11 protein-coding genes are annotated in these 12,750 nt (G+C 37.2%); 2 read left to right on the top strand and 9 right to left on the bottom strand.

The window, feature by feature from the left end:
• Positions 1 to 386 precede the first annotated feature (386 nt).
• The 7 genes from ACN6NE_RS21580 to ACN6NE_RS21550 form a co-directional block, all read right to left on the bottom strand.
• Positions 387 to 1,751, bottom strand: a complete 1,365-nt coding sequence (locus tag ACN6NE_RS21580) for an allantoinase (RefSeq protein WP_129708572.1) — start codon at positions 1,749 to 1,751, stop codon at positions 387 to 389.
• Positions 1,752 to 2,131: 380 nt separating this feature from the next.
• Positions 2,132 to 3,559: a sensor histidine kinase gene (locus ACN6NE_RS21575; RefSeq protein WP_195780261.1), complete on the bottom strand. Its 1,428-nt coding sequence runs from the start codon at positions 3,557 to 3,559 to the stop codon at positions 2,132 to 2,134.
• Entirely contained in the window at positions 3,549 to 4,223 is a 675-nt protein-coding gene (locus tag ACN6NE_RS21570; protein ID WP_129708566.1) for a response regulator transcription factor, read from the bottom strand. Before ACN6NE_RS21570 ends, ACN6NE_RS21575 begins: the two co-directional genes overlap by 11 nt.
• Positions 4,224 to 4,398: 175 nt before the next feature.
• The gene (locus ACN6NE_RS21565) at positions 4,399 to 4,557 is read right to left on the bottom strand and encodes a hypothetical protein (protein WP_165351732.1); all 159 of its coding nucleotides are present in this window, start codon (positions 4,555 to 4,557) and stop codon (positions 4,399 to 4,401) included.
• Between the two features lie 30 nt (positions 4,558 to 4,587).
• Entirely contained in the window at positions 4,588 to 5,463 is an 876-nt protein-coding gene (locus tag ACN6NE_RS21560) for a peptidylprolyl isomerase (protein ID WP_474327166.1), read from the bottom strand.
• Between the two features lie 25 nt (positions 5,464 to 5,488).
• Entirely contained in the window at positions 5,489 to 6,490 is a 1,002-nt protein-coding gene (locus ACN6NE_RS21555) for an acyltransferase family protein (RefSeq protein ID WP_474327164.1), read from the bottom strand.
• A gap of 296 nt (positions 6,491 to 6,786) precedes the next feature.
• Positions 6,787 to 8,199: an amino acid permease gene (locus ACN6NE_RS21550; protein WP_129708557.1), complete on the bottom strand. Its 1,413-nt coding sequence runs from the start codon at positions 8,197 to 8,199 to the stop codon at positions 6,787 to 6,789.
• Positions 8,200 to 8,563: 364 nt separating this feature from the next.
• Here ACN6NE_RS21550 and ACN6NE_RS21545 point away from each other — a divergent pair, with 364 nt between their 5' ends.
• A complete protein-coding gene (locus ACN6NE_RS21545) occupies positions 8,564 to 9,217 on the top strand; it encodes a GntR family transcriptional regulator (protein WP_129708554.1) in 654 nt (217 codons plus the stop codon).
• 179 nt (positions 9,218 to 9,396) lie between these two features.
• Here ACN6NE_RS21545 and nhaC read toward each other — a convergent pair whose 3' ends face one another.
• Entirely contained in the window at positions 9,397 to 10,803 is a 1,407-nt protein-coding gene (nhaC, locus tag ACN6NE_RS21540; RefSeq protein ID WP_129708552.1) for a Na+/H+ antiporter NhaC, read from the bottom strand.
• Positions 10,804 to 11,126: 323 nt separating this feature from the next.
• Here nhaC and msrA point away from each other — a divergent pair, with 323 nt between their 5' ends.
• Positions 11,127 to 12,032, top strand: a complete 906-nt coding sequence (msrA, locus tag ACN6NE_RS21535) for a peptide-methionine (S)-S-oxide reductase MsrA (RefSeq protein ID WP_474327161.1) — start codon at positions 11,127 to 11,129, stop codon at positions 12,030 to 12,032.
• 3 nt (positions 12,033 to 12,035) lie between these two features.
• On the opposite strand, the gene ACN6NE_RS21530 is transcribed toward msrA, so the two are convergent.
• Positions 12,036 to 12,731 (bottom strand): YqjF family protein, encoded by a 696-nt coding sequence (locus ACN6NE_RS21530; RefSeq protein ID WP_474327159.1) that lies wholly within the window; start codon positions 12,729 to 12,731, stop codon positions 12,036 to 12,038.
• Positions 12,732 to 12,750 lie beyond the last annotated feature (19 nt).

Genomic DNA, 12,750 nt, shown 5'->3' with positions numbered 1-12,750 from the left:
AATACGGTTTTCCATTATAAAATTGCACCTATAAAAAGCTTTAAATCAAGATTTCCTTTCTTAAAATATCTTTTTGAAATTTTTTTTATACAAAACCCTTGATTACAAAGCATCTGATTATCTACTTTTCATACAACCAGATAATATTTTTCTTTTTGGAAATTTTTTCTTCACATTAAAAAAGAAGCTTTATTATTTTTTCCTTATGCTTCCCTCAATCAAAAATATACTTTTTCAGAATAATAAAAAACTCTTTAAAAATGTCTCTTTTGTTATAGTAGATACTCTTTTTTCATCTATGTAATACCTTTAATATAAGTCACCCTGATTTTTTTATGTAAAAAAAGAGATAAAAGGTTTATTTTTTATCTCTTTTTTCACTGTACCTACAATTTTACGTATTCACCGTTTACCATTTGTCCTTTGTGAAGAGAAAACACACCTGCTTCTTTACTGTATACAATCGTTCCTCTATTAATGGTAGTTAAAATAACGCTATTAAATACCGTTCCTTCATATATACTGTGCTTATGTTTGAAAACCATTCCTTCTTTTGTCACTTTTTCAGTTTGATCCAGATCAACGATAACCAAATCCGCATCGGATCCCAGCAAGATGCTTCCTTTTTTAGGATATAAACCGAATCGTTTAGCTGGATTGGTTGATACAAGCTTTGAAATGTGAGAAAGAGAAATCCCTCTAGTGATGGCTCCCTCACTAATCATTGCTTGCAAAGAGTACTGACCGCCCGATATTCCACCCCAAACTTTAAATAAATCATTCTGATGAGCTGTTTTTAACTCAATCGGGCAAGGAGAATGATCCGAAGAAATCATATCTACTTCCTCTGATTGAATACAAGCCCATAATTTTTCTTTTTGACTCCTGCTGCGAAGAGGAGGTGCACACTTAGCCGTTACGCCAATTTCTTCAAAGTCTTCCTCTGTAAAAAGTAAATAATGCGGACAAGTTTCCAGCGTAACGTTCATCCCATTCTTCTTTGCTTCCGTAATAAGCTGCACTGCTTCATAGCTGCTAATGTGTACAAAGTGAAGCGGACATCCCGTTTCTTCACCGTACTCAAGCGCTTGCTTTACTGCGTTTACTTCTGCTATTACAGGTCGCGTTTCTAAATAATCTTTAATAGCAGTTTGCTTTTGCTTCTGTTTAGCCTGTTCAAGCTTTTGTATTAAATCATTTCTTTCAGCATGCAGGGCAAGGACTTTATTTAGTTTTGCAATCTCTTTCATTCCTTCATATAATGTGAGATCATCTGAGAAATCAAATTCAGAACCAGCTTCTGACATAAATGCTTTAAAACCTATTACACCCGAATGAGCCATTTTGGCTAATTCTTCTTTATTACCAGGAACCAACCCTCCCCATAGACCATAATCTACTACTGACTTTTGATCAGCCAGCTTTTTCTTTTCCCACAGCGCTGCTTCTGTTACGGTAGGAGGAACGCCATTTAAAGGCATATCAAAATATGTAGTGCAGCCTCCTGCGGCCATAGATGCTGAACCGTAATCAAACCCTTCCCAATGGTCTCGGCTCGGTTCATCAAAATGTACGTGAATATCAATCATTCCAGGCAGAACATATTTGCCTTTAGCATCTACGTATTTTTTTGCTGGTATGCTAACACCTTGCGCTATTTCTGCAATCTTTCCTTTTTTAATCCCTATATCTGCTTTTACTATTTCGTCTTCTAATACGACCGAACCATCCCGAATAATTAAATCGTACATGTTATCAAACTCCCCTTTATTTAACTACTCCATCTTCTTATTAAACGAAGCAGTCTGCTATTGTTCTATCATGCACTGTTTCCTTCAAAAAGTCTTTATCCTTGTAAAGAAACCTGACACATAGACTGGTTATTACGCTAGTAAATATAACTGAATTATCTGATTTTTACACTCGCCATTTTGTCTAAACTTTTCTTTTTCATTTGGTCACTTTCACTAACTAAAAAGAGATTGAGACATAACCAAATCAAAAGCTAGAAGCAACTACATACATGAAACCTACGTTCACCCTAACCATAAAAAAACCGAACGAGTTTGATTCCTCATCAAGAATCAAACTCGTTCGGATCATCCTTCAACTAATTTTGTCACAGCCTCTTTCAACTCTTTTTCACTTTTTGTGACATTGGCAACCTTACTGTAAATGTACTTCCTTTTTCTTGTTCACTTTCTACGTCAATTTTCCCTTTATGTGTTTCTACGATCCATTTAGCGATTGCTAAGCCTAGCCCATGACCTCCCATTTGACGAGATCGCGATTTGTCAGCACGATAAAAGCGGTCAAAAATCCGATCCTTTTCATCTGGATGAATCCCAACGCCAGTATCACGTACTTTTAATATACATTCACTCCCATGCTGAACCACTTGAATGTTGACACTTCCATGAGGAGTCGTATATTTAATCGCATTATCTAACAAAATGTAAATCAGCTGAGTTAGACGCTCTTGATCTCCAGTTACCACTAATTTTTCCGGCGTATCCAGCTGCAAATCAATATGTTTAGAAATCGCTAGGGTTTCAACGGATTCCATTACCTTTTGCACCGCATCTGTAATATCAAAAGGCATCATTGCTTTTTCTACTTTATTAGAGTCTGAGCGTGCAAGCGTAAGCAAATCACTGACGAGACTCGTCATGCGCTTCACTTCAGCTTTCATATTATTGATTAATTTTTTAGAAAAAGGATCTTCTGTTACTTCCTCCTGCATTTCTAAAGCGTTGATAGAAGAAAGCATAACGCTAAGCGGCGTTCTTAACTCATGGGATGCATCCGCCACAAACTCTTTTTGCTTTTGGAAAGCTGTTTCAATTGGAACCATGGCCCGTTTTGACATTAAGCGGCTGATATAAATGGCTACTCCTACAAACAGTACAGTAAGGCTCAGCATAATAATAAGGAGCCACTTTAACAGCTGATAAAGAAATGAAACGTCTTTTCCGATATAAAGCATCCCTAAAAATTGACCTTTATAAAAAATAGGTTCACCCGCCATCATCAAATCAATATCTATTTTGCCTTCCCCGTTTTGCCCTTTTACTCCTTCAATGTGTTCGAAACTAGGACGCGGGGCTTTTATTCGTTCTTTCCTCACTTCATTTTCAATAGGGATCCACCCATCAATTAAATCTAATAAGTTAGAGCGAAGCCGCTCGCTCGCTTCGTTTCCCATAATAAGGTCCCCTTCAGGACTGATTACATAATAAAAAAATTGATCTTCACCGGCTACGACAATGTTTTTGTACTCTTCTTTTGACTGTTGATCCGAGCTGTTTATCGCTTGTTTAATTAAGATGCTTTGGACTATTCGGGACTCTTGCTTTAGCATGCTATTTAAGTTTTGCTGCTGACTATTGGATACAACCACATATACCAATGCATAAACAATAAACACGAATAATAGCAGAAACAGCATTAGTAATGCGCTATATCGGAATGTTAAACGATTTTGCGTCTGGCTGAATAAATCTTGCTTTACTTTTTGTTTTACTTTCTGTTTAGCTCTTGTAAGGAGTTTAGCTTTCAATTTTGTAGCCTACTCCGCGAATGCTTTGAATAAGATCCTGTTTGTTAAATTTCTCTAGTTTTTTTCGCAAAAGTTTAACCGTCGCATCAATCGTTTTAATGGAAACATCTGATTCATATCCCCATACCCGGTCTAAAATAATATCTCGAGAAAGAACTTGTCCTTTGTTTTTCACTAAAAAATCTAGGAGTTGAAATTCACGAGGACTTAATTGAATAAACTCCTCGTCAAGCTGTACGGTTTGACTTGCTCTTTTTAATATCATGCTGGCAATCTCTACTTCTTCTTCTAAAATCGGTGCATAATTACGACGAGACAAAGCACGAAGCCTTGCAAGCAGCTCGTCAATTTCAAATGGCTTAATAACGTAATCATCCGCTCCCGCATCTAAGCCTTGTATACGATCTTGAACCGCATCTTTTGCTGTTAACATAAGAATAGCTCCGGCGTATCCTTCTTTTCTTAGACGTTTACATACATCGATTCCGTCTCCATTGGGCATCATCCAGTCAAGAATTAACACATCATAATGCGCTTCAGATGCGTAATCATATGCATCATTCCCTTCCGTCACCCATTCGACGTTATAGCCTCCTTTTTTCTTTAGCATATAACTAACTAATTCACCTAGCTGCAAATCATCTTCTGCTAGCAGTACATTCATTCCGCGTAACTCCTTCCTTTGATACATTTCGCTGCATCCCTTTGTTTACTTTATTATACAAAAAGAATCAGCAGAAACAAGCTGCCTCTACTGATCTCTTTTCATTTTAAATTCCCTTAGCTATACTCAGCACGGGCGCAAACTGCTGTCCAGCAGTTTGCGTCTTTTGTACTCTTTATGAATGCCTAACGATTTGATTTGAATATGAAGGGTTTGATCCACTAACAGTTTCTGTGACCTTTACAACACGCCGGCATATCTCAGCTCGTACACCTCTGTGCTTCAATTGCTCGACGATTTTTTCTAATTTACTATAAGACGCTGTTTGTTTCATATCCATCCCCTCATTTCGTTAAGGTATTATTTATGAATCAAGTTTGTTTGTAATATCATACTTTTTCTTTAGCTTTTGTAACCATGTTGGATACTCTGTTTGGTATTTTTGATCAAGCAGCGTTTGCTTGATTTTTGCTTTACTATTTTCATATGTTGCTTTTTGCGCTTCTTTTTTGCCTGTTACTTTAATAATGTGATAACCGTATTCTGTTTTAACTGGATCACTTACTTCATTTACCTTCATTGAAAATGCTTTGTTGGCAAAAGCTTCGACCATATCGCCTTTTTTGAAATATCCAAGGTCTCCGCCATTTGATTTAGAAGCTGTATCTGTTGAGTATTCTTTTGCTAGCTTCGCAAAATCTTCTCCTTTATCAAGCTTTGCCTTTACTTCTTTCGCTGTTTTTTCGTCTGCTACTAAGATATGACTAGCTTTCACCTGTGCTTCTGTAGCTAGTGAATCTTTATTTTGATTAAAGTACGATTTCATTTCACTATCTTTAATATTAATAGTCGACTCAACCATTTTTTTTGCTTCAATATTCGTCTTTAAATCTTTTTTCAGCTCTGACAATTTTACACCGCTAGATGCTAATGCTTGATTTAATGCATCTTCTCCCCCGTACTGACTTTTAAGGTTTTCTAATTCAGTATTAATTTCTTTATCGGTTACTTTAATATTTTGTTTAGCTGCTTCTTTTGAAATAACTTTTTGTTCAATCAGTGAATCAAGGACACTTGATCCTCCTTGAGCAAGAAGAGCATCGTACAGCTGATCTTTTGTGATTTTTTCATCACCAACGGTAGCAACCACCTTTGATTTATTCATTGCTACGGCACCAATAGCTACTGCAGCAATAATCACAACGGCTACAATAATCATAATTATTTTGCTTTTAGACATCGTTAAACTCCTTTTCCATTTCTCATTACTTACCTAAACTTAAACTTTTACGCCTTGGTAACGGTTTAAGCTCAATTAAAGGTCTTGCAATAGTAGATACGTATTTACTCGACAACAACCACGCCACTCCACAAGCTCCAATTAGAAGAATACTGTATCCTTGTACACTTTCTATCCAGTCTCCAAAAGAAGATAGGCGGATATACTTAATCAGAAACCCATGTAGCAGATATACATAAAAGGTTTGAGCACCTCGAGATGTAAAGGACATCGTTTGTGTAGGGATCAAAGCTAGAAAGGAAATCGTCATTACTAAGCTGATGCTATAAAATAGCGTACGAATGGTCATTCCCTCTAATTGATTTACACCTAAAGAGGCATAAGATTTTGAACCAAATAACCACTCTTTCTCAAAGTCCGGTGCTATATACTGGATCCATAGAGCAATAATCAGCAAAGTGCCTCCAGCTACTTTTTTGCAAGAAACAGACGTCAACTTTTTAAAATGTTCTTTTTTCATATAAAATCCTGCTAAGAAGAAGGGAAAGAACACAAAGGTTCTAGAAAGGCTTAACGTTGTTTCCAGCGGTTCACATAAGCCAATCATAATTCCTAAAACTGCCGCAACGGCTAAAGGATATTTGATTTTTGTAAAAATGAACAACATGGCGTTCCAACAAAATAAACTCAATAAAAACCATAGCGACCAAGCTGGCTGAAACACTGAAACTTCGAATGTGGATTCATCATACAGTTTATAGTCGTATACCGCATAGATAAGTTGAAAAATAATATAAGGAAGTAATACTTTCTTCGCCACCTTCCACATATATCCTTTTTTTCGGTATCCCTTTGCAAAATATCCGCTTATTAAAATAAACGCTGGCATATGAAAGGTGTAAATAAATATGTAGAGCGTTCGTAGCCACTGTTCATCATTGATGAAGGGAGTTAACAAATGGCCAAACACTACTAATACAATTAAGATAAATTTCACATTATCAAAATACGCATCCCGCTTAGCCATTTGACCTCCTCCTTTCTTTCGCGTTCTACGGATCTGTACGACGTGCTGCTGCGAATATCTTTTCTTTACATTCCTTACTATACATAGTGAAAATGAAAAAACAGTGAAAACCTTGCTTACTTCTATTTTTAAATAAGGCGCGGCTAAATAAGTTTGACAAATGGCACCTCTTTCTCTACTATATAGATACGCACCCTATCCAATTCAATTTCGCTTGTTGCGGGACACTTAACCAGTACGGATGGATAGGGTGTTTTTGTATGCAAAAAAAGCAGAAGACCTAGGTCTTCTGCTTTTTATCTTGCTATAGGCTGACTTTCGTTTTTTCTGTTTCCTTTTTTATTTTTCAAATAATAAAACAAGTAACAAAAAAGGACAAAGGGGATACCGCAGTATAATGCGATACGCTGACTCTCATCAAAAGCCAGTCCTACACAAGCAGCAAAGCATAAAACAAACGCTAAAATAGGTACAATAGGATATAAAGGAGCTTTGTAAACAAGCTTCGATACATCATTCCCTTCTTTAATATAGCGTCTTCTGAACATAAAGTGAGAAGCCGCAATAGCCATCCATACAGCTACAACCGCAAATCCAGAAATAGAAACTAATACTAAGTAAACAGTTGTTGGTGCAACTACGCTTGACAGCAAGGACAGACATGCTACTCCCATGCTGATAAGTAACGAATTAAATGGAACTCCTTTAGACGTTACTTTCCCTAACCAAGTACTGACCATTTTTTGATCAGATAATGACCATAGCATTCTCGAACATGCATATAATCCTGCATTAGCGTTTGATAATAAAGCTGTTAAAATAACCAAGTTCATGATATCTGCTGCGTAAGGAATACCTATTTGATCGAATACCGTCACAAAAGGACTTTCTAACACTCCTGCTTGTTTCCATGAAATCAATCCAGATAGTACAAACATGGCGCCAATAAAAAAGAAGAACGTACGCCAAATGATATTTTTAATTGCGCGAGGTATGTTCTTTTCCGGATCCTCTGTTTCCCCCGCCGTAATACCAATTAATTCTGTTCCCGAAAAAGCAAAGCTAACAGAAACCATCGTAATTAATACAGGCATAAGTCCATTTGGAAATAAACCGCCCTCTCCTGTAAAATGAGAAAGCATCGGCGCTTTTTCATGACCGCTAAGAGGAATGAATCCAAACATCGCTGCTGCGCCTAAAATAATAAATACAATAATCGTTAATACTTTAATACTTGAAAACCAAAATTCTGTTTCGCCGAAAAAACGTACAGATGTTGCATTTAAACCAAATAATAAAAGGGCAAACAGCGCGCTCCATATCCAAACCGAAACGTCAGGAAACCATCTTTGCATAAGCAATCCAGACGCTGTAAACTCCGAACCGACAGATACCACCCAAGTCAGCCAGTAGAGCCAGCCAACCGCAAAACCAGTTCCCGGCCCGATAAACTTCGTAGCGTATACTTGAAATGATCCTGACACAGGCATTGCTACGCTTAGTTCCCCTAGACATATCATGACTAAATACATAATTAATCCACCGATTAAATAAGCAAGGAGTGTTCCCCCAGGACCTGCTGCATTAATTGTGTAGCCTGAATTAAGAAACAGCCCCGTACCGATAACACCGCCAAGAGAAATCATAAATAAATGACGGCTTTTCATTTTTCTTTGTAACTGATTCATAGATGTTGTATTCTCTCCCATTATGTACCTCCTTTTTTTATAGTAAACCCATCTAAAAACTTGGTTTATTTACATATTCTCTATAGTCTCTTCTCTGCAGGAGTAGGCTCTATTTCTTCGATATGTACTAATTTTGTATATTGTATACAATATACACTTCTTAAATCTTTTTACGATTATATCATTTTTCAGATTTTTTACAACAATGAATAGTAAAAAATATTTCAATAATTCTATTTTTTATATTCTAACTAAGATTAGATGAAGTGATATGATATGATTATTTTTACACCTGTACGTTCTTTCTTGCTATTTTTATACTCTTTCATCATTATGACATGAAGAGAAAGAACGGCTGATGCGATATTTATTTTAGGGGGAAACAATGAACAAGGGGCCTGTGATTTATCATTCATTAAAAGATCATGTATATAACTACATAGCAAGTCAAATTCAAGACGGTACACTGCTGCCTAACGACAAAATAAATGAAGCCAGTATTTGTTCTCAGCTGAATGTCAGCCGAACGCCTGTGAGAGAAGCGCTTATTAAACTGGCTTCAGACAACCTATTAGAATACAGACCGCGCAGAGGATTTACTGTAAAGGAAATTGACATACCAAAAAAACTAGAAGTATTTGAAATCGTCGGTGCTTTAGATGGTCTTGCAGCTGCACTGTCGATTGATCACTTAACGGAAGAAGATTTTACGAAGATGGATGAGCTTATTAAAAAAATCGATGTTTCGATTGAATTAGAAAATTATCAGGATTATCAAAAATATCAAACGTATTTTCACCGAGTATATTTGAACCGATGCGGTAATGTGACCTTAAAAGAACAGCTTATGTCTTTACAAGATGGATTCATCAGACAAACGTACTTTAGCGATGACAATAAAGAGCTATACGCCATTTTACATGTGATGAATGAACATCACCGCCATATTCTAAAACTTCTGAAGCAGAAAAAAAAGGCGGATGTTCAGCTTTACCTTCAAAATGTCCACTGGAAAATCGAATATCCAGAAATGATTTGATCAAAAAGGGCTCGAGACATAACTAAATCAATCCAATCAACAGCTAGAAGCAACGAAATACATGAAACCTACGTTTATCATACCAATAAAAAAATCCGAACGAAGTTGATTCTCCATCAAGAATCTCAATTCATCGTTCGGATCTTCTTTCAACTAACCTACTGTTGTCTCAGCCTCTTTTATTTCGCTATAGAAGAACGTTGTTTTTCTTCGGTTACGTACCAAATGAATTTCCCTGTATATCCGTAAATAATCGCCAAAATAATAGAGACAAAGCTTAGCCACATAAACGGCAGATAAGCGAATGTAGAAATCCCAAGCGTTGTAGCTAGAAATACACCGTTGTCCGTCCACGGAACCATCCCTGAAGTTAAGGTTCCCCCTACTTCTGAGTTACGGGCAAGCACTAGACGCTGTATTCTTAACTTGTCATAACTTTTCTCCATAATTTTCGGTGTTAAAATTAATGAAACATACATTGCACAACCAAATATATTCCCTAATAACCCAACGAAAATAGTAGAAGCCGTAACGTTTCCTGAATTGACAAGAATTTTTTCGAATTTAGATAGCAGGACTTCTAAGACGCCGAGCTCATCTAATAACCCGCCAAAGCCTAGTCCAAAAATAATGACAATAATGGAACCGACCATGCTTAAAATTCCGCCACGATTTAACAGCTCACTTAAAAATGTGTTGTCGGTATTAATTTTAAACCCTTCATAAGCCGTATTAAATGCGCTCGCCACATCCATATGTTGAAAGACAACTGCCCATATAATTCCTAATAATGAGCCAATCGCAATTGCTGGAAGAGAAGGTTTCTTAAATGCTAAAAGGACAATGACAGCCAAAGCCGGAATCAGCATCCACCCGCTGATATGGAATGTATCCAACAGCGAAGATTTTAATCCTTCTACCCGTCCAGCATCAAAATCTTTTCCTCCATACATAAACCCTGTTACCGTAAATAATACTGCCGTAATGAGGTAAGCAGGAATATCCAACACTAACATTGCTTTTACGTGATCAATAACGTTCACTCGAGCCATTGATGCAGATAAAATGGTACTGTCAGAAAGAGGAGAAAGCTTGTCTCCGAAATAAGCTCCTGAAATCACGGCTCCAGCTACTAAAGGAAGCGGCATACCTAGGCCTTGTCCGATTCCCATCATCGCGATTCCGGCTGTACCAACCGTTCCCCAAGATGTTCCTGTTGAAATCGAGGTAATAGAGCAAATGATAAGTGTAGCAAGTAAAAAGAATGTTGGATTAATAAACTCTAATCCAAAATAAATAAGAGAAGGAACAACTCCTCCGGCAATCCATGTTCCAATTAACGTACCGACGGCTAATAAAATTAAAATAGCTTCTAAGCCGTTTGATATTCCTCTTGTAATGGCCCCTTGCAGCTGATTATACGTATACCCAAGTCGTACTCCTAGCGCCATAACAATAAACCATGAAATAAATAAAGCGAGCTGAATAGGTAAATCAAAAACAGTTGCAAATGAAATAACAACAGCTAAAAATAAAGCAAGCACAATCATTATTTCCCACATAGATGGTAAACGGGTTGTGTTCAAAGTAGCTCCTCCTAAACTGGTATGTAGATTCTGGAATGTGGTATCGTTTAAGAGCAAAACGTCCTTATTTTTTAATTGTTCCTCTTACTGCTCCAACGTATGTATTTCTATGAGTACTTAAACAATAAACTGCATCTTTTTAAGAACATAAAATAAGGATACTCGCGTAAACAATAAGCCATTTTTCTTTTATCCAGTGGTCATAATACCATAAGAACGTGCTTTCTTACAAGACTAGTTATAAAGCGCTTTCTATTTATTTATACATTTTAATATATAAATATATTTTTATTTATTTTATTCAACGAAAAGAGGAAAGTAACGTGAAAGCATATGCAACGTTTGCGGGAGGATGCTTTTGGTGCATGGTCGCTCCTTTCGATCAGCTTCCAGGAATCATTAGTATCCGCTCGGGCTACGCTAGAGATGAACAAATTACTTCTGAAGCTAAAAAGGAAAGCAAATACGTAGAAGCAGTACAAATTGTATGGGATCCTTCTCAAATTACGTTCGAAGAGCTTCTTAACCTGTACTGGCAGCAAATTGACCCTACGGATTCCGCCGGACAGTTTTCAGACCGCGGACCGTCGTATCGAGCCATTATTTTTTATCATAACGAAAAGCAAAAAGAAGCGGCTCTCGATTCTAAAAGAAAGCTCGCCCAAAGCGGACGTTTTAAGAACCCTATCGTCCCCCCTATTTTACCTTTTTCTTCTTTTTACGAAGCAGAAGAACAGCAGCAGGATTATTATCGAAAAAATGCATTTCACTATAAATTATACAAAGAAGGCTCGGGGCGAACTGATTTTCTGACGCAGCATTGGCCCAAGGACCGCTCTTACCTTAAAAAGATCCTAACGCCTATGCAATATTTTGTTACGCAGGAAAACGGAACCGAACCCCCTTTTACAAATTTATATTGGAATAACAAAAAACAAGGAATTTACGTTGACCTTCTAACTGGAGAAGCACTGTTCAAAACGTCAGATCAGCTTCCTTCTCATACAGGCTGGCCCATTTTTAAGCGCCCTATCTTATACGGAAACATAAAAAAAGTTCCGATGCAGCATGAAACAGCACTAAAAAGCAAAGAAGGAGATAACTATCTTGGTTTACTTTTAACAGAAGAAAACAGGGAATACTATCAAGTAAATTCCGCGGCTTTACGCTTTATTCCAAAAGAGAAGCTTAAAGAAGAAGGCTATGAAGATTTTTTAATTTTGTTTTGATGCCTATACTTTTTTAAAAGGATAAAAATAAGCCGTAACTTGGTTTGCATAGTGCACAATTAAATCGCGATTTTCCGCCGGACGCAAAAAAGGCTGAGTAATAGAATCATCTCTTATTTCACACTCCCCTTTTTGCAGCTCCCAAGGATCATGATAAAGGTCTCCTCTATAGACATTTCCTTGATGAGTGGTAAATAAGCAGTAGCGCTCTGTAAGCCAATAAGCTAATTCTCCTTTTCTACTGCGATAGGACGGAGAAGTACCTCTATATGTAAGCTTTACTCGCTCTTTTTGTGAGTCTCTGTGCGTTCGAACTGACTGAAAAGAAATATAGTTCTGAGTTTTGTTGAATGTCATAGCAGCATGGTAATAAGGCAAGTGAAAAAACTGACGAGCAATCCATACTCCTAGCGGATTGCTCGCGTCTAAACTAAAAAAATAAACGCCTTTCCCCCCTTTATATGTAACATATGTACGCACATTCAGCTCATATAGCCGTGAAAAGATGGGAACTGCAGGTGTTCCTTTGAATCGAATGTCTGTCATCGTAAAAGGCACAAGTGCAATCCATCCTTGACCATTATAGGTGTCAGGCTCTAACTGACTAGGCAATAAAGAAGCCAAAAATGCCGGATCTACAGGCCAATGAATAAACAGTAAATCTTTCCACGTTTGTTTCATTATCCAATTATTTTTCACTTCTTGGTCCCTCCTTTTT

It is taken from the genome of Priestia sp. 53B2 (assembly GCF_056099005.1).
The sequence above is the reverse complement of the archived record's forward strand: the minus strand, read 5'-3'. Positions and strand labels throughout refer to the sequence as shown.

What these genes read in the sequence shown, in the direction of transcription:
- ACN6NE_RS21555 (WP_474327164.1), bottom strand. Translation starts at nt 6,490, where the DNA reads ATGGCTAAGCGGGATGCGTATTTTGATAATGTGAAATTTATCTTAATT.
- ACN6NE_RS21550 (WP_129708557.1), bottom strand. Translation starts at nt 8,199, where the DNA reads ATGGGAGAGAATACAACATCTATGAATCAGTTACAAAGAAAAATGAAA.
- ACN6NE_RS21570 (WP_129708566.1), bottom strand. Translation starts at nt 4,223, where the DNA reads ATGAATGTACTGCTAGCAGAAGATGATTTGCAGCTAGGTGAATTAGTT.
- ACN6NE_RS21560 (WP_474327166.1), bottom strand. Translation starts at nt 5,463, where the DNA reads ATGTCTAAAAGCAAAATAATTATGATTATTGTAGCCGTTGTGATTATT.
- ACN6NE_RS21545 (WP_129708554.1), top strand. Translation starts at nt 8,564, where the DNA reads ATGAACAAGGGGCCTGTGATTTATCATTCATTAAAAGATCATGTATAT.
- ACN6NE_RS21565 (WP_165351732.1), bottom strand. Translation starts at nt 4,557, where the DNA reads ATGAAACAAACAGCGTCTTATAGTAAATTAGAAAAAATCGTCGAGCAA.
- ACN6NE_RS21580 (WP_129708572.1), bottom strand. Translation starts at nt 1,751, where the DNA reads ATGTACGATTTAATTATTCGGGATGGTTCGGTCGTATTAGAAGACGAA.